This is a genomic window from Ruegeria sp. YTSA064 (genome assembly GCF_059610325.1).
The window spans coordinates 56,066-73,090 of sequence record NZ_JBXWNK010000004.1 but is presented as its reverse complement, the minus strand read 5'-3'; the positions used below and the strand labels follow the sequence as shown (position 1 = coordinate 73,090).

General features: G+C 56.6%; 19 protein-coding genes and 2 tRNA genes. 5 read left to right on the top strand and 16 right to left on the bottom strand.

What is annotated here, in order from left to right:
- Positions 1 to 9 precede the first annotated feature (9 nt).
- From AC2FI7_RS07225 to hisF, 3 genes are all read right to left on the bottom strand, one after another.
- Complete coding sequence (locus AC2FI7_RS07225; RefSeq protein ID WP_010442621.1) at positions 10 to 576, bottom strand: hypothetical protein; 567 nt, start codon at positions 574 to 576, stop codon at positions 10 to 12.
- Between the two features lie 69 nt (positions 577 to 645).
- Positions 646 to 963, bottom strand: a complete 318-nt coding sequence (locus AC2FI7_RS07220) for a phosphoribosyl-ATP diphosphatase (protein WP_010442620.1) — start codon at positions 961 to 963, stop codon at positions 646 to 648.
- A complete protein-coding gene (gene hisF, locus AC2FI7_RS07215; protein ID WP_010442619.1) occupies positions 960 to 1,721 on the bottom strand; it encodes an imidazole glycerol phosphate synthase subunit HisF in 762 nt (253 codons plus the stop codon). The genes AC2FI7_RS07220 and hisF overlap by 4 nt, the downstream gene beginning before the upstream one ends.
- A gap of 120 nt (positions 1,722 to 1,841) precedes the next feature.
- On the opposite strand from hisF, the gene AC2FI7_RS07210 reads away from it, so the two are divergent.
- A complete protein-coding gene (locus AC2FI7_RS07210; RefSeq protein WP_496815673.1) occupies positions 1,842 to 2,288 on the top strand; it encodes a DUF302 domain-containing protein in 447 nt (148 codons plus the stop codon).
- Positions 2,289 to 2,300: 12 nt separating this feature from the next.
- Here AC2FI7_RS07210 and AC2FI7_RS07205 read toward each other — a convergent pair whose 3' ends face one another.
- On the bottom strand, positions 2,301 to 2,765 hold the full coding sequence (locus AC2FI7_RS07205) for a DUF2867 domain-containing protein (RefSeq protein ID WP_496815674.1): 465 nt from the start codon (positions 2,763 to 2,765) through the stop codon (positions 2,301 to 2,303).
- A 4-nt stretch (positions 2,766 to 2,769) separates the two neighbouring features.
- Entirely contained in the window at positions 2,770 to 3,492 is a 723-nt protein-coding gene (hisA, locus tag AC2FI7_RS07200) for a 1-(5-phosphoribosyl)-5-[(5-phosphoribosylamino)methylideneamino]imidazole-4-carboxamide isomerase (protein ID WP_010442616.1), read from the bottom strand.
- A gap of 133 nt (positions 3,493 to 3,625) precedes the next feature.
- Between hisA and AC2FI7_RS07195 the strand changes: the two genes are divergently transcribed.
- Entirely contained in the window at positions 3,626 to 4,027 is a 402-nt protein-coding gene (locus tag AC2FI7_RS07195; RefSeq protein ID WP_010442615.1) for a DUF2147 domain-containing protein, read from the top strand.
- Positions 4,028 to 4,031: 4 nt separating this feature from the next.
- Here AC2FI7_RS07195 and hisH read toward each other — a convergent pair whose 3' ends face one another.
- Positions 4,032 to 4,670, bottom strand: coding sequence for an imidazole glycerol phosphate synthase subunit HisH (gene hisH / locus AC2FI7_RS07190; protein WP_010442614.1), 639 nt, complete (start codon positions 4,668 to 4,670; stop codon positions 4,032 to 4,034).
- The gene (hisB, locus tag AC2FI7_RS07185; RefSeq protein WP_010442613.1) at positions 4,671 to 5,258 is read right to left on the bottom strand and encodes an imidazoleglycerol-phosphate dehydratase HisB; all 588 of its coding nucleotides are present in this window, start codon (positions 5,256 to 5,258) and stop codon (positions 4,671 to 4,673) included. It lies immediately after the preceding gene.
- Between the two features lie 154 nt (positions 5,259 to 5,412).
- On the opposite strand from hisB, the gene AC2FI7_RS07180 reads away from it, so the two are divergent.
- On the top strand, positions 5,413 to 5,652 hold the full coding sequence (locus AC2FI7_RS07180) for an Lrp/AsnC family transcriptional regulator (RefSeq protein ID WP_010442612.1): 240 nt from the start codon (positions 5,413 to 5,415) through the stop codon (positions 5,650 to 5,652).
- Here AC2FI7_RS07180 and AC2FI7_RS07175 read toward each other — a convergent pair.
- The 6 genes from AC2FI7_RS07175 to AC2FI7_RS07150 all read right to left on the bottom strand — a co-directional run bounded on the left by AC2FI7_RS07175 (position 5,649) and on the right by AC2FI7_RS07150 (position 8,135).
- A complete protein-coding gene (locus AC2FI7_RS07175) occupies positions 5,649 to 6,053 on the bottom strand; it encodes a GNAT family N-acetyltransferase (protein ID WP_010442611.1) in 405 nt (134 codons plus the stop codon). The two genes, AC2FI7_RS07180 and AC2FI7_RS07175, sit on opposite strands and share 4 nt — an antisense overlap.
- On the bottom strand, positions 6,054 to 6,218 hold the full coding sequence (locus AC2FI7_RS07170) for a hypothetical protein (RefSeq protein ID WP_010442610.1): 165 nt from the start codon (positions 6,216 to 6,218) through the stop codon (positions 6,054 to 6,056).
- A gap of 138 nt (positions 6,219 to 6,356) precedes the next feature.
- The gene (locus AC2FI7_RS07165; protein WP_496815675.1) at positions 6,357 to 6,515 is read right to left on the bottom strand and encodes a hypothetical protein; all 159 of its coding nucleotides are present in this window, start codon (positions 6,513 to 6,515) and stop codon (positions 6,357 to 6,359) included.
- A gap of 106 nt (positions 6,516 to 6,621) precedes the next feature.
- Positions 6,622 to 7,839, bottom strand: a complete 1,218-nt coding sequence (locus tag AC2FI7_RS07160; protein WP_496815676.1) for a RidA family protein — start codon at positions 7,837 to 7,839, stop codon at positions 6,622 to 6,624.
- A gap of 112 nt (positions 7,840 to 7,951) precedes the next feature.
- Positions 7,952 to 8,026, bottom strand: a tRNA-Gly gene (locus AC2FI7_RS07155).
- A 34-nt stretch (positions 8,027 to 8,060) separates the two neighbouring features.
- A tRNA-Gly gene (locus tag AC2FI7_RS07150) sits at positions 8,061 to 8,135 on the bottom strand.
- Positions 8,136 to 8,284: 149 nt separating this feature from the next.
- Between AC2FI7_RS07150 and AC2FI7_RS07145 the strand changes: the two genes are divergently transcribed.
- Entirely contained in the window at positions 8,285 to 8,437 is a 153-nt protein-coding gene (locus AC2FI7_RS07145) for a hypothetical protein (RefSeq protein WP_158005280.1), read from the top strand.
- A gap of 15 nt (positions 8,438 to 8,452) precedes the next feature.
- On the opposite strand, the gene AC2FI7_RS07140 is transcribed toward AC2FI7_RS07145, so the two are convergent.
- The 3 genes from AC2FI7_RS07140 to AC2FI7_RS07130 all read right to left on the bottom strand — a co-directional run bounded on the left by AC2FI7_RS07140 (position 8,453) and on the right by AC2FI7_RS07130 (position 14,460).
- A complete protein-coding gene (locus tag AC2FI7_RS07140) occupies positions 8,453 to 8,836 on the bottom strand; it encodes an MAPEG family protein (RefSeq protein ID WP_010442606.1) in 384 nt (127 codons plus the stop codon).
- Positions 8,837 to 8,907: 71 nt separating this feature from the next.
- Entirely contained in the window at positions 8,908 to 12,345 is a 3,438-nt protein-coding gene (locus AC2FI7_RS07135; RefSeq protein WP_010442605.1) for a pyruvate carboxylase, read from the bottom strand.
- Positions 12,346 to 12,669: 324 nt separating this feature from the next.
- On the bottom strand, positions 12,670 to 14,460 hold the full coding sequence (locus AC2FI7_RS07130; RefSeq protein WP_496815677.1) for a sensor domain-containing diguanylate cyclase: 1,791 nt from the start codon (positions 14,458 to 14,460) through the stop codon (positions 12,670 to 12,672).
- Between the two features lie 167 nt (positions 14,461 to 14,627).
- Here AC2FI7_RS07130 and AC2FI7_RS07125 point away from each other — a divergent pair, with 167 nt between their 5' ends.
- Complete coding sequence (locus AC2FI7_RS07125) at positions 14,628 to 17,024, top strand: ATP-dependent helicase (protein WP_029622107.1); 2,397 nt, start codon at positions 14,628 to 14,630, stop codon at positions 17,022 to 17,024.
- Position 17,025: the final 1 nt, after the last annotated feature.

Below are 17,025 nucleotides of genomic sequence, written 5' to 3'. Positions count from 1 at the left end.
ACAACGGGTTCAGTTCAAAGCCAATCGGGTCAGTTGCCCGACTTGTTCCTGACGACGCTTTTCCAGAACCTCTTCGCGTGGAACCCACTCGTAACGGGTATCCTCAACTAGGGGCGACCAGAATAGCACTCCACCATAGCGCCAGGGGTCCAGGACGACGCCATCATACATGCTCTCGCCTTTGCGGCTGATAATGGCAGTGCTGTGGTCGATGCGGAACGGGTTATCCGCATTGGCAATAGCGCGGTGCATCTCGAGCGTACGGAATTGTTCCTGATCCAGTCGCCGCTCGATATCCTCGGCCCAATGCCAGCACAAGCCGCGCGGGCGCAGGCCTTTGTTGACCTTGGCATTGTGGATCAGCGGAGGGTCTGTGATTTTGTATTCCTGCACCAGCTGCGCAGTATAGGCATGGGCGATGCGGGCGGCGCGGGTGGCTTCTTCCGGGTCGATATCGGGACCGAGGCTTTGGATCTCGGCGGCAAGCCGCTGGACCTCATCTCCAGAGGAAGGGGGAGGGGTGGCGCAGGCCGTGAGGGTGGCAAGTGCTGCTGCGAACACCAAAGCTCTGATCATCTGCGCGCCCTTTGCCTCAATGCACCCGAACCCGGAGTATAGCGAGCTGGGTTATCGCACGAAACCCGCTTACCCCTTGGGTCGGGATGCCTTTTCAGTGATGCCACTGGTACCCTGGCGTTGGGCCAGTTCGGCCAACACATCGTCCAGTTCTACATCGCGCGCGGCGAGCATGACTAGCAAGTGGTAAAGCACATCCGCCGCCTCAGAGGTCAGCTTTTCTTTGTCGCCTTTGGCTGCCTCAATGATCGCTTCGATAGCCTCTTCACCAAATTTCTCAGCACATTTCTCAGGGCCTTTGGACAACAGCTTGGCGGTCCAGCTGCTGTCAGGATCCGCCCCTTTGCGGGCCTCAATGGTTGCGGCCAAATCGTGTAGAATACTCATGTCAGCCTCATTGGAATGCCGGCGGCGGCCATATGTTCTTTGGCCTCTTGGATGGTGTATTCGCCGAAATGGAAGATCGAGGCCGCCAGAACAGCGCTTGCCCCACCCTTGGTGACGCCTTCGACCAGATGGTCCAGATTGCCGACGCCACCGCTTGCGATCACTGGTACATCGACGGCATCTGAAATCGCGCCGGTCAGGGGCAGGTTGAATCCGGCCTTGGTGCCATCGCGATCCATCGAGGTTAGCAGGATCTCTCCCGCGCCCTTGGCGACAACGGTCTTGGCAAACTCAACCGCGTCGATACCGGTGGGCTTGCGACCGCCATGGGTGAAAATCTCCCACTTGCCGGGGCTAACGGTTTTGGCGTCGATGGCGCAGACGATACACTGACTGCCGAACTGGTCCGCCGCCTCAGCAATCACATCCGGGTTGGCCACAGCGGCCGAGTTAAAGCTGACCTTATCCGCTCCTGCCAACAGCAGGGCACGTACATCATCCTTGGTGCGAACTCCGCCACCCACGGTCAGGGGGACAAAGCATTGTTCTGCCGTGCGTTGGACGACATCAAACATGGTGCCGCGATTTTCGTGGGTTGCATGGATGTCGAGAAAGCAGATTTCGTCGGCTCCAGCAGCATCATAGGCCTTGGCGGACTCCACCGGATCACCCGCATCGCGTAGGCCCACGAAATTCACACCTTTGACCACGCGGCCATCAGCGACATCCAGACAGGGAATGATACGGGTTTTCAGCATTGGGTATCCTCTGTTGCTGGCACCTCTACCGGCAAAGCCTCGCCGATGCCAGACTTGTGATTGTGATCTACCGAGAAGCCATGGAAATTAGAGATGAAATTCATGAAAAGGATTATCCAGATGCGACATCTTATTTTGGCTTCAATAATCACATTCGGAGGTGCGCTGTCCGCCATGGCTGACGACATCATCAAAGTACAAACCAATAAAACAGTGGCCGAGGCGCTGGACGCCCTCGAAGCTGCGGTAGGCAATGCAGGCGCGACTGTATTTGCCCGTATCGATCACGCCGCTGGGGCAGAAAAGGTCGGTACTCCGATTGCACCCAATCAGGTGCTTATCTTCGGCAACCCAGCACTGGGCACGCCTGCGATGCTGATCGATCCGCGCGCCGGGTTATTTCTGCCACTGAAGGTGCAGGCTTATGAGGATGCGAATGGTCAGGTATGGCTGGCTTACGAAGACCCAAAAGAGACCATGGATGAACTCGATGAGGTCGAAAAGTCACCGGTCATCGAAATGATGCGTGGCGCATTGAAAAAGCTGACCACAGCCGCAGCGGGCTAATATGGCTTCGTGTCAGGCGCTTGCGCGGCTCACCCGTGCAAGCGCGTTGCGCGCAATCAGGATGTGGAAAGGCAAAATAATCGCCAGATATAGTCGCCCACCCAGATTGTGTCGATGAACCCAGGTCGCGAGGGAAATACGACCGTCTTCGGAAAAGACAGACACTCGGAAATCGAGGTGACGGTCATCGAAGCCAGCGATCACCTCGCTCGCGTCATCGTGCTCAACCGGAAAAATACCCACCTTATCAGTTGCTTCTGGCCCTGTATTATCAAGCCCAAACGGGGCGGCCAGGATGCCGCGCAGTCGAACCAACATTTTGGCCCAAGCAGGGAAACTGGTGATAATCTCTGCCGCCTGACGCGGCGAAAGATCAGAAACCACGCTGAAACAATCCAGAAAATCGCCATCTTCCAGCCGGTTATGCAGCAGACTCTTGGTTGGCAGTTCGGATCGCTTCACGCGTGATTTGAGCATCGGACTATTCTCTGAGTGTTGTCAGAGCCTCTTTCAGATCGATGGCGCCATCGTAAAGCGCGCGCCCTGAGATCGCACCATTCAAATCTGCGCCACAATTGCGCAGGGCGATCAGGTCGGAAATAGAAGACACACCACCCGAGGCAATGACCGGGATGTCGACAGCTTTGGCTAAGTCAGCAGTGGCTTCGATATTTGGTCCCTGCATCGCACCATCCCGATTGATGTCAGTGTAGATGATTGCAGCGACCCCGGCGTCTTCGAAACTGCGTGCCAGATCGGTGACCTGAACGTTGGTTTCCTCGGCCCATCCTTTGGTGGCAACCATGCCGTTACGCGCATCGATCCCGACAGCGACCTTACCCGGAAAGGCTTTGGCTGCGTCGCGCACCAGATCGGGGTTCTCGACCGCGATAGTGCCCAGAATCACTCGCGCCAGGCCTTTCTCGATCCAGGCCTCGATTGTTGCCATGTCACGAATGCCGCCACCTAACTGAGCTGGAACATTGCACTCCCTCAGAATAGCTTCAACCGGGGCTGCGTTTACCGGCTCACCGGCAAAAGCACCGTTCAAGTCAACCAGGTGCAGCCATTCACAGCCAGCTTCTACAAAGGCGCGGGCTTGCGCGGCGGGGTCTTCATTAAAGACCGTCGCCTTGTCCATTTCACCGCGCAGCAAGCGCACAGCATTGCCGTCTTTGAGGTCGATAGCGGGGTAGAGGATCATGTCAGGCGGCCCTATATCTTTGTTACACGCGCGGGATATCGCACAGGCGGGGCAGGGGCGCAACGCGACGCAAAGTCAATCTTGCGGGGTACAGACCGGCAGGTCAGACTGTCTGCAAAACAGGGAGACAACAATGAAGACATACACTCTTGCAGCTATATTCGCTGCGATGGCCACAACCGCCTTTGCCGCCGATCCGGTGGACGGTTTGTGGAAGACTGCCCCAGGAGATACGGGCGGTTATCTGCATGTGACGATTTCCGAATGCGGCAGTGCCATTTGCGGTACCATCGACAGTGCGTTTGACGCTGAAGGCAATCAGCAACTGGAATACGAGAACCTTGGGAAGCAGATCATCTGGGACATGGTGCCAGATGGTGCCGGTGCCTATAGCGGCGGCAAAATCTGGGCACCGGATCGCGATAAGACCTACAACTCAAAAATGTCGCTGAACGGGCAGAACAAACTGACGGTGAAAGGCTGCGTTGCGGGCGGGTTGATCTGTCGTGGACAGGATTGGACCCGAGTTCAATAACCGATCACGGAGTCCAGGTCAGGAAATTCCCGATCATGCGCAGGCCAACGTCCTGGCTTTTCTCAGGGTGAAACTGCATCCCGACCATGGTGTCACGGCCAATCACGGCCGTGACCTCTTGCCCATAATTCACATATGCCAATCTTTGGACCGGATCGGTCACCCGAAAGTGGTAGGAGTGGACAAAATAGGTGTGATCACCTGATTTCACCCCGTCAAAAACCGGGTGGTCGCTTTCCAAAACCAGATCGTTCCAGCCCATATGCGGAACCTTCAGGGTACTGTCCGAGGGTTCGATCTTCACGACATCACCGGCAACCCAACCCAGACCGTTGGTCTCGGAGTATTCGTGCCCCTTGGTCGCCATCAGCTGCATACCAACGCAGATGCCCAGAAACGGGCGGCCCTTCTGTTCCACCGCCTCGATCATCGCGTCATAGATACCCTTGTGGCCGCGCAACTCGGTGGCGCAAGCCGGAAAGGCTCCATCTCCCGGTAGGACCAATCGATCCGCCCTCGCAACAACGTCAGCGTCCGAGGTCACGACGACTTCGCCAGCATCCAACTCGCGCGCCATGCGTTGAAACGCCTTCTCTGCCGAGTGCAGGTTACCGCTCTCGTAGTCAATGATGGCTGTCAGCATCTACAGCGTGCCCTTGGTCGAGGGAATCGCATCCGCCTTGCACGGATCGGTCTCGACCGCCAAACGCAGAGCGCGGGCGACTGCCTTGAAGGCGGCCTCGGCAATATGGTGGCTGTTGAAGCCGTGTAATTGGTCGACATGCAGGGTTATGCCGCCATGTGTACTGAGCGCTTGAAAGAACTCGCGCACCAACTCTGTATCGAACGTACCGATTTTGGGTGTCGGCAGGTCCACATTCCAGATCAGGAAAGGGCGGGCGGACAGGTCCAGCGCACAGCGCACCTGTGCATCATCCATGGGCAGGTGGCATTCGCCATAGCGTCGGATTCCCTTCTTATCGCCCAAGGCCTGTGTCAGCGCCTGACCCAGAGCAATCCCGGTATCCTCGACCGTGTGGTGGTCGTCGATGTGGTAATCACCCTTGGCGCTGATCGTCATGTCGATCAGCGAATGCCGCGCCAATTGATCCAGCATGTGGTCAAAGAACCCAACACCAGTCTGGTTGTCATACTGGCCTGTGCCGTCCAGATTGACCTCGACCGAGATTTCGGTCTCGGCGGTCTGACGGCTGATCTTAGCGCTGCGCATGGGCGAATTCCTTTTTCTTCTGGGGCGCTTATAGACCCGGATGAACGACCTATCCAGACCGCTTTGAGCCTTCGGTGCAAACTGTTGCAGGGGATTGCACCCGGGCGCGGCCCGTGCCAGCCTGCGGTCAACACGAACCAACAAGGCCCGGCCCATGTCCACCTGCGTTTTCATCCAGATCCGCTGTAAACCCGGCACCACCTACAAGGTAGCCGAAGAGATTGCCCTCCGCGAAATCCACTCGGAGCTGTATTCCACCAGCGGCGAATATGACCTTTTGCTGAAGCTCTACATCCCTGAAACCGATGATGTGGGCCATTACATCAACGAAAACCTGCTGGTGATTCCCAATATCGAACGCTCGCTGACCACGATGACGTTTAAGGCTTTTTAGCCCAGTTCAAACGTCGACACGCCGAAGACCCGGTTCAGGTCAATCTCGGGTTCGTGGTCGGAATACATCCGCGCGGTCTCAAAGACCTTCTCCAGCCCAAGCTCTTCGGCCAACGCGAACGCCGATACATTTGGCTGTGGCATATCGATGAACACTTCGTGTGCGTTATGAACCTCGGGAATCGACGGGAGAACAGCGGCCAGCAACGCCCTCGCGATTTCTGCAGTGTCCGCAAATAGGGGGCCGATCTTATAACCAGTTAGACAAGGGCGCTGTGTTGCATAGTCCCTGGTCCTGCCGTTCTCGGTATAAAGCTTTGAAACGTGGCTGAAAGCACCAAGCCAGCTTTCCAGAAACAGATCGCGTGGTGCGGGGAACAGAGCGCGATCATATACCTTCAATTAATCAGACGCTTGTTTCAGATCCGATATATGGCTGTTCGGCTCAGCCTCTAGCTTTGCCAGAATCTGGTGTTTTGTCCCTGCGAAACGATTGTTGTTATAAGCAAAAGAAAAGCCAGACTTAAAATAGTTATCCTGCTGTTTGACCACGCCATCCAGGCCCATGTTTCAGCCCGTACAATGGCTCAGCGCATGCTGTGCGATTTCAAGCCCGTGGCCGTGGTGCCTGAGCTCGGGCTTTACGATGTAGAACCTCAAAAAAAGAAAATCTGTCGTCGTAATTCACTGCCGAAACAGATGAGATCATCTCGCCATCCAGAAACCCACCAGAAACCCATCAGGGTCTGTCGGGCGAAAGCACTCGGCATCATGCACACCCGGGTTCCAACCTTCGTGCCTGGCCCAATCCACGCCGTGCTGAACCTCGGCTTCGGTGAGAGGGCGTATGTCATAGCGCGGCATGGTCAGGTCCCTGTTTTATGGCTGTATTGGTCAGAGTGGCCCAGCCCGCCGAAAAGAACCAGACCCTTGCTGGCTCGGCGAGCGCGCGTGTCCAGAGCGGTACTGCTTAATCCAAAATTGCGATCGCTTCGATTTCGATCACCATGCCTTCATAGAAAAGCGCGGGAATCGGGATACCCGTCGTAGCAGGCCCCGGCGCCGTGTAAGAATTCGAGCGTATCAGAAGGTTTTCATGCAATGCTTCTGCTGAAGCATTACCCTGATAGAAGGTCGTTACTTTTACGACGTCATCCAGTGTCGCACCAAACTCGGCTAGAACTTTGGATAGGTTTTTCATTGCGATCTTGGTTTGCGCGACCATATCTCCGGGCTGAAGGACTTGCGCCTGATTATCCAGGGCGACCTGCCCACCAATGTGGATGACATTGCCACACCTGTTACCGTGTTTGTACGGAAGCGGTGTGGTCCAGTTCCAATGCCCGTCGGGCCAGGCAAAATTTTTGGGCTCATCAGTCGCCGAAGAGCAAATTGCCGTTGCCGCAATTTTGGTCTTCAGACCTTCTTGTGCAAAACTGGGAACCGGTATGCCTGTCGCTGCAGGTCCGGGATCGGAGAAATACGAAGCTCTTAGACTTGCGGCTTTCTTCCAGCTCCTGCCATGTAGATCATCTTGATAAAATGTGTTGAGCTTGACGATGTCGTGCAAGCCCGCGTCGACCGTCGACAGCGCCCGCTTCAAACGCTCCATGGTTTTGGCAGTTTGCGCTGGAATATTGTCTGGGGCCTCAACCGTTCCATGTGGTGTCAGGGCAGACATCTCGCTGGTAAAAACCGTGTCCCCGACACGAACCACATGTGAAAACCCGTCTGGCAAATACGGCATGTCCTCAAGTCGATGGCATTGTTTTGGTGTTCTGGCATCGTCTGGACGCCGCATGGCAACGCCTTCGATTTCTGTGAGCATGTCCGGATAACATAGCTCTGGCATGTTGATCATGCTGATCACGGGGCGGGCCGTGTCGCCAATGATCTGGCTTAGAAGCTCCAGTAAATGGCCTTCGTCATTCGCATCCCCTACGTAATAGACGACCACGCGCACCAGATCATCGAAATCGACACCCAAATCAGAGAACAGGTTGGCCATATAGGCCATAGAGTTTCTGCATTGCGCTGTCAGATCGCCAATGTTGCGCACATTGCCTTGCGCATCCAGATCGACTTGCCCGCCAGTGAAAATCATGTCCCCGGCACGGACGGCGTGGTGATGAGTCAATTTGACGGGCCAATCCCAATGCCCGTCAGGAAAACTGTATCGTCTGGTCAATCCAACCTCCGCGCCTGATTTGGCAACTGTTGGATGGAAGCCAATGCGATGTCAAAACAGTAACGTGTTCCGTAAAGCACCACATTCAAACTGGTGTTGAAGGTCTGGTATCTGGAGCGGGCGAGGCGATTCGAACGCCCGACCCTAACCTTGGCAAGGTTATGCTCTACCCCTGAGCTACGCCCGCATCAGATACTTATGTCGGTCCGAAGACCTCTCAATGGAGCGGGCGAGGCGATTCGAACGCCCGACCCTAACCTTGGCAAGGTTATGCTCTACCCCTGAGCTACGCCCGCGCCGTTGAGTGAGGAGGGATGTATTAATTCCCACACGTGGCTGCAAGAGGAAAATGGGGCCGTTGGAAAATTATTTCGACGGAATGCTTGCCCCTCACGCGTTCAAGAGCAAATGGAAAGCAAAATAAGCTGCGCGGGAAGGTGTTATGATGATCGATGTCTCAGATTTGAAAGCCATAGCGTTGGGTGTCATGATCATTCTAGTGATCATGGTTTCGAAATTTGACAGCGAGCGCATGGGATCCGAAGTCTCGCACCGATTTAGCGGCGCTCAGCCTGGTTGGCACGATCCTATCGGATAGCAGCGATCAGGTGCTTCAAAGCGCCAGAATAAGACCCGCGCTGGCCGCGACTAAAATCGCCAAGAATGTCAGTAACATTCCGATCTGTCGCAAGATGATTGTTTGTGGCGTCTTTCCGAAACCGTAGGCGTGCGACAGACGCCCAGCCAGCAACAGCAGACCCAGCAGATTAACAAGCCATGCTTCAGCGCCCTGCAACTCAACCATGGCGATCAGCAGCAATGCGAAAGGTGCATATTCGGCACAATTGGCCTGCGTCCGCATGGCTTTGATCATGGCCTTGTCGCCGTGGTCTCCGACCGAGATTTTGCCTTTGCGACGCTGCAGGATGACGTTCACGCTGAGCGCAATGAACAGAAATGCAATCAGTGCAGCGTAGATCGGGGTGATGGACAGCATGACAGCTCCTGACATTGAAAAGGCCGCGCAGAGAACTGCGCGGCCCTGTATGCCCCAATGTGATAACTGGCTTATTCCAGTTCGACCAGCAGGTCCTTGGCGTCAATCTGGCCGCCAGGTTGGACGTGGACGGCCTTGACCGTTGCGTCTCGCTCGGCATGGATGCCGGTTTCCATCTTCATCGCTTCGATGGTCAGCAGCAGATCGCCTTCGTGTACTTCTTGACCTGCCGAGACGGCAACGGTGGCCACAACGCCCGGCATGGGCGCGCCAATATGGTCGGGATTCCCAACTTCGGCTTTGGGCCGCTGCGCGGTAGTGGCTTTGACCATCCGGTTCGGCACGCGGATCACACGTGGCTGGCCATTGAGTTCAAAGAACACGCGCACTTCGCCGTTTTCGTCGGTCTCGCCGATGGCCTGACAGCGAATTTCTAGCGTTTTGCCTGGGTCAATCTCGGCAGTAATTTCTTCGCCGGGTTCCATGCCGTAGAAGAAGGTGCGCGTGGGCAGGGTACGGACCGGGCCATAGGTCCGGTGGCGGCCCATGTAATCCAGGAACACCTTGGGATACATCAGATAGCCGTTCAGGTCCTCGTCATCGACCTCTTTGCCCTCAAGCTGTTTGGACAGATCGGCGCGGGTGGCTTCCAGATCGACGGCTTCGACATTTTTGCCGGGGCGTTCCGTATTCGGTACTTCGTCTTTTAGTACCTTGGTGATGATCGTGTTAGGGAACCCGCCCGGAGGTTGACCCAGATTGCCGCGCATCATGTCCACGACCGAGTCGGGGAAGGCGACGTCGGTGTCAGGGTCTTCGACTTGTTCGCGTGTCATGTTCTGGCTTACCATCATCAGCGCCATGTCGCCGACCACTTTGGACGACGGTGTCACCTTGACGATATCACCGAACATCTGGTTCACATCGGCGTACATCTGGGCGACCTCGTGCCAACGCTCCTCTAGACCCAGCGAACGCGCCTGTGCCTTTAGGTTGGTAAACTGACCGCCGGGCATCTCGTGCAGATAGACCTCGGAGGCCGGGGCCTGCAGGCTGGATTCGAAGGCCGCGTATTGGCCACGGACGGCCTCAAAATAGTCGCTGATCTCGCGGATGGCCTTGATGTCCAGCCCGGTGTCACGTTCGGTATGACGCAGTGCTTCGACCACGGTGCCCAATGTTGCTTGGCTGGTGTTGCCGGAGAAGCTGTCCATCGCGCAATCCACCGCGTCCACGCCCGCCTCAGAGGCCGCCAGAATAGTGGCGCTGGCGATACCGGCCGTATCGTGGGTGTGGAAGTGGATCGGCAGGCCGACCTCTTCCTTAAGCGCGCGGATCAAAATGCGTGCCGAGGCTGGTTTCAACAAGCCCGCCATGTCTTTCAGGCCAAGAACATGCGCGCCCGCATCTCGCAGCTCTTTTGCCATACCGACATAATATTTCAGGTCATACTTGGCGCGATCCGGGTCGAGGATATCGCCGGTATAACAGACTGTACCTTCACAGATCTTACCGTTCTCGATCACTGCATCCATGGCGACGCGCATGTTCTCGACCCAGTTCAGCGAGTCGAAAACGCGGAACACGTCGATATTCTGCGAGGCTTGCCGCACGAACTCCTGCACCACATTGTCGGGATAGTTTGTATAGCCAACCCCGTTTGCGCCACGCAGCAACATCTGGGTCATCAGGTTCGGCATTGCCTCGCGCAGGTCGCGCAGACGCTGCCACGGGCATTCCTGCAGAAAGCGATAGGCCACATCAAAAGTCGCGCCACCCCAACATTCAACGCTGAACAACTGGGGGAGGTTCGCCGCATAACTTGGCGCTACCTTGATCATGTCGATCGAGCGCATCCGGGTGGCCAGCAGGGACTGGTGCCCGTCACGCATGGTGGTGTCAGTGATCAGCAGTTGCCGCTGCGCCTTCATCCAGTCGGCAACTGCCTGCGGGCCTTTTTGCTCCAGCAGGTTGCGTGTGCCCATTTGGGGCTCGGCCTTGGGCGCGGGGGGCTTGGCCTCTTTCAGGTCGGCGCGTGGTTCGGGGCGATCCTTGGTTTCGGGATGCCCGTTCACGGTGATGTCCGCGATATAGTTCAGAACCTTGGTGCCGCGGTCGCGACGCTTCTTGAACTGAAACAGATCCGGTGTCTCATCGATGAACTTTGTCGTGTATTCATTCGACAGGAAGGTTGGGTGCTTCAGCAGGTTCTCGACAAAAGCGATGTTGGTGGAAACGCCACGCACCCGGAATTCGCGCAGGGCGCGGTCCATCCGGGCGATCGCTTTCTCGGGGGTAGGCGCCCAGGCGGTGACCTTAGTCAGCAATGAATCGTAAAACCGCGTGATCACCCCGCCCGCATAAGCGGTGCCGCCGTCCAGACGGATGCCCATGCCGGTAGCCGAGCGATAGGCAGTGATGCGGCCATAGTCGGGGATGAAGTTGTTCAGCGGGTCTTCGGTGGTCACTCGGGTTTGCAGGGCGTGACCGTTCAGGCGGATCTCGTCCTGGCTGGTTTTGCCGGTAGCCTCGGCCAGCGTCTTGCCCTCGGCAATCAGGATTTGCGCCTGCACGATGTCGATGCCCGTTACCTCTTCGGTGACAGTGTGCTCGACTTGCACGCGCGGATTGACCTCGATGAAGTAGAACTTACCGGTGTTCATATCCATCAGGAATTCAACCGTGCCCGCGCATTCATAGTTCACATGGGCGCAGATGCGGCGGCCCAACTCGCATATTTCGGCGCGCTGTTCGTCGGTCAGGTAAGGGGCAGGGGCGCGTTCGACGACTTTCTGGTTGCGGCGCTGGACCGAGCAGTCACGTTCATAGAGGTGATAGATCTCGCCATGTTTGTCGCCGAGAATCTGAACCTCGACATGGCGGGCGCGGGTGATCATCTTCTCCAGATAACCCTCGCCATTGCCAAACGCCGCTTCGGCCTCGCGACGACCTTCCAGAACCTTCTCTTCCAGCTCATCTTCGGACAGGATCGGACGCATTCCGCGCCCGCCGCCGCCCCAGCTGGCTTTCAGCATCAATGGGTACCCAATCTCGGCCGCTTCAGTTTTGATGGCGGCCATGTCGTCGCCCAATACTTCAGTTGCCGGGATAACTGGAACGTCAGCCGCAATCGCCACTTTCCGGGCGCTGGCCTTATCGCCCAATGCGCGCATGGTTTCGGCCTTGGGACCAATAAAGGTAATGCCATTCTGAACACAGGCATCTACGAAATCCGGGTTCTCGGAAAGCAAGCCGTAACCGGGATGGATTGCATCCGCGCCACATTCCTTGGCAACTCGGATAATCTCGTCGATCGAAAGATAGGCCGCGACCGGTCCCAGATCCGCACCAATACGATATGCCTCATCCGCCTTAAAACGATGCAGCCCCAACTTGTCTTCCTCGGCAAAAACCGCGACGGTCCGTTTGCCCATCTCGTTGGCAGCGCGCATCACGCGAATGGCAATCTCGCCGCGGTTGGCGATCAGGATTTTCTTGAAGTCTGTCATTGCAGGTCCCGGTCTTTACTAGGTGTGGCCTTGTGAATAGGCGGACAATACAGCCACGTACATATGTAGTTCTGGGTAGAACCGGCATGTTAACGCTCGCAATCGCCGCCTATTGCCGCTTTTCTTTACACGCGCTGCGCCGCAGCATCAAATACTGTATCTATGATGTCAGATTTTCTGTACCCTATGTGCTTAGGGCTGTGGATTTCACTTCTGAAATCCGTCTCAATCCGAGTGATTCGGAAGCGCACAGGGCCAAGATTTCAAGGTCAGCGAATTCCTAGACGCCATGCCGGTCGCAAGCAGGCAACGACTGGCATAGGCTTAAGGCTTAGCAAGGGAGGTCGAGGAACCTGAAACCACCGGCCTTTTTCGATCGGCAATGTCCGTGACGGTCTGATTGGATTTTCCAACCTGCACCTGATTGCGACCTTTGTCCTTTGCCGCATACAGCGCATCATCAGCAACACGCATCAGATCCTGCGGCATCACACCGTGGGTCGGATAATGTGCAACCCCAACTGAGATGGTGATGCGCGGTAGTGATTTCTCGCCATACCGAACCGTGATCGCTTCGACTGCCTGCCGGATCTGTTCCGCACGGGTCATCGCATCATCCGGAGTATTGTCCGGTAGGATCAGCATGAATTCCTCGCCGCCGATCCGGCAGGCCACTTCATCCCGATCACACCCAGTTTCAAGGGCCGATCCAACCGCGCGCAGCACCATGTCACCTGCGTCATGCCCATGCGTGTCGTTAAACTTTTTGAAATGATCCACGTCCACCGCGATCAGGCTCAGCGGAGAGCCGGTTTGCTGACTGCGACTGATGGCTTTGCGCAGTGTCTCAGTCATGTGGCGGCGATTGAACAATCCGGTCAGAGGATCGCGGACGGACTGATCATGCAACTGATCCCGCATTCTGACATTCGCGATGGCCATGCTGATTTGCTCTGCACACAGCTGTGCCAACTTTTTACTGTCATGGAACGCCTCTCCGCTGCCTTCATGAGCGCGCAGATGCAGCAAACCCACTGTCTCGCCATGCGCAAGAATGGGAAAGCAGAAATAGGGCCGCCCGTCATGAGGTTCGGCATGTTCGCAGACAAAATCGACCTCGGAGGCACCGAATTCATAAGTCCGTCCACGTCGCAGACCCCAGCACCCCTCGGGATGAATGTGCGCTTTGTGCGAGCCACCATTCCAGCTGGCACAGCCATCCAGCACATCGCGCGAGTTTGAGTAGACATATACACTGCCCTCGGCCTCAGGCAGAATGTGGGTCATGAAACGCGATACCATATCGAACAGCTCATCCAATGACCGGCTGGATTGCAGCCATTCATTCAACTCACCCAGCAGACGCACCTCGCGCGCGAGGCGCAGTTGATCATCCATAAGCTCGCGTTCCTTGTCTGACCTGTTTTTCAGCGACTGAAGCTGATACCGGTTGGTGCGATATGTCACCAGACTCACCGCACTCAACGCAAGCAGGGCAATCCCGCTTAGAATGGCCAGAGAAACCCGCAACCGGTAGATGAATGTACTGCGCAGGTCGGTGAAATCCGTAAAGAACTCGATCGCGCCTATGAAGCGGCCGTTCTTGGTGACCGGCATGAACACCTCGGCCACGTGATGCTGGGTGGTTTTGCTGGTGTTTTCCGTGTGCAGATCAAGCCCGTCAATTTCGGACAAAGGAACAGTTTCCTGAATGTAGTGAGTCATGCCCCGCGCCACGTCACTGCGAAAGAAGTTTCGCGGTTCCGAGGTGCCGATTTCCTCGGGGCGGGTCGACCAGACCACCCGTCCGGACGTGTCGAATAGTTTGAATCGATAAACATCCGAAGCCTCGGGCATAGTCGAAAGAAACTCGGCATCATGATGATCGATTTGCCCTGTGCGCAGGGCGGTTTCTGGATCCTCCAGATGCAACACAACCCGGCGCTTCCAAAGCTCGGCCTGTTTAAGAATATCGGTTCTGAGCATACGGTCTACGACCGGAGCGGGCAGCGCATAAATGCTCCATCCCGCGGTCGCAGCCAGCGCTATAAGCAGAATGGTGATTCCCGCCCATTTCAGGCGATGGCCAAGCGGTCGCCGATCCTTCAATTTCATATTCCGCACTCCCACTGCATTGAACCAAGCATCATTGCCAAGGTTTGACAGGGGGTTAACGGCGGTGGGTGATTGTTTAGAATTTAACGGATGTGGCGGCAAAATCCTTGTGAACAAGGCGTGAACAAACCCTTTCCCTTGGCGCGCATCCAGCGTAGTTTGAACCCATGAGCAGTTTTGATGAAATGGACGCCTTCGAGGGCGCCTCACTGTCGGCGCGGGCGATGCCTGTGCCCTCGGCAGAGTATCTCAATAATCTCAACCCGGCACAGCGCGAAGCTGTTGAACGGCTGGATGGTCCGGTGTTGATGCTGGCGGGCGCGGGAACAGGTAAGACCAAAGCGCTGACCGCACGGATCACGCATCTGCTTAGAACCCACCGCGTGCGTGAGAACGAGATTCTGGCGGTGACCTTCACCAACAAGGCCGCGCGCGAGATGAAGCAGCGCGTAGGGCGCATGCTGGGTCGACCCGCCGAGGGAATGCCCTGGCTGGGCACGTTTCATGCGATTTGTGTCAAGCTGTTGCGTCGCCACGCGGAATTGGTCGGGCTAAAGTCTAATTTCACCATTCTGGACAGCGATGATCAGAAACGGCTGCTGAAACAGCTTACTCAAGCCGCCAATATCGATGACAAGCGCTGGCCCGCGCGGATGCTGGCAGGGATCATCGATGACTGGAAAAACCGAGCCTTGACGCCCGATAAGGTGCCTGCCGCAGATGCCGGAGCCTATAATCATAAGGGTATCGAGCTTTATGCCCAGTACCAGACCCGCCTGCGCGAGTTGAACGCGGTGGATTTCGGCGATCTGCTGTTGCATATGGTCACGATCTTCCAGACCCACCCGGACGTGCTGGAGCAATACCAGCGCTGGTTCCGCTACATCCTTGTGGACGAGTATCAGGACACCAACGTCGCCCAATATCTCTGGTTGCGCCTGCTAGCCGGTGGACACAAGAATATCTGCTGCGTCGGTGACGACGATCAGTCGATCTATGGCTGGCGCGGTGCCGAGGTGGGAAACATCCTGCGTTTTGAGAAGGATTTTCCCGGCGCATTTGTAGTTCGGCTGGAACAAAACTACCGATCGACCCCGCATATTCTGGCCGCGGCGTCCAATGTCATTCGTGGCAATGAAAGCCGCTTGGGCAAAGAGCTTTGGACCGACCGCGAAGAGGGCGAAAAGGTTCGTCTGATTGGCCATTGGGATGGCGAGGAAGAGGCGCGTTGGATCGGCGAGGAAATCGACGCGATGCAGGGTAGCACGCGCGGCGTGCGACCGATGAACCTTGATGAGATGGCGATCCTCGTGCGCGCCTCACACCAGATGCGCGCATTCGAGGACCGGTTCCTGACCATTGGCCTGCCCTACAAAGTGATCGGTGGCCCTCGGTTCTATGAGCGGATGGAGATTCGCGATGCCATGGCCTATTTCCGGCTGGTGGTCAGCCCCGAGGATGATCTGGCGTTCGAGCGGATCGTGAACACCCCCAAACGCGGCCTCGGCGACAAGGCGCAGCAGACGATTCAGGTGGTGGCGCGCGAAAACGGGGTATCTCTTGTCGAAGGCGCGCGGATCGCGGTTGAGAACGGGTTGATCAAGGGGAAGGGCGGCAAGGCACTGCGCGAGTTGATCGACGGGTTGGCTCGGTGGAACGCGATGACGCGCGGACCTCGGATTGAAGTGGATGATGATTCGGTGATCGATGACGGCGCGTCGCCGATCCGCTATGGCGCGCCTGAGCATACGCATATCGAGCTGGCGCAGATCGTGTTGGACGAATCCGGCTATACCGCCCATTGGCAGAACGAGAAGACGCCCGAGGCTCCGGGACGGCTGGAGAACCTCAAGGAGCTGGTCAATCAGCTGGACAATTTCGAGAACCTGCAAGGGTTTCTGGAACATGTCAGTCTGGTGATGGACAATGAGCAGGACAGCGACGGGGCCAAGGTCTCGATCATGACGCTGCACGCGGCCAAGGGGTTGGAGTTTCCTGCCGTGTTCCTGCCGGGCTGGGAGGATGGGTTATTCCCTTCGCAGCGTTCGATGGACGAATCCGGTCTCAAAGGCCTCGAAGAAGAACGGAGGCTGGCCTATGTCGGCATCACCCGGGCAGAAGAGGTCTGTACGATTTCCTTTGCAGCCAACCGACGGGTGTTCGGACAATGGCAGAACTCGATGCCGTCCCGGTTCATTGATGAGTTACCCGAAGATCATGTGGAAGTACTGACGCCGCCAGGTCTGTATGGTGGTGGTCAGACCACTACCGGTATCGAAACCCGCGCGGCCGAGGCGAATGTCTATAACTCGCCGGGATGGAAACGGATGCAGGCGCGGCAGGGACAGTATGGAATGTCTCAACCGAAAGAAAGCCGGAATACCGTGATCGACGCCACAGCGGTCGCCAGCTTTACTCTGGGTGAGCGGGTGTTTCACCAGAAGTTCGGTTATGGGGCAGTAATTGGCATCGAGGGCGACAAGGTTGAGGTCGATTTTGACAAGGCCGGAACGAAAAAGGTCGTCTCGCGCTTTCTGACCGCGAAGGATGACGTGCCGTTCTGAC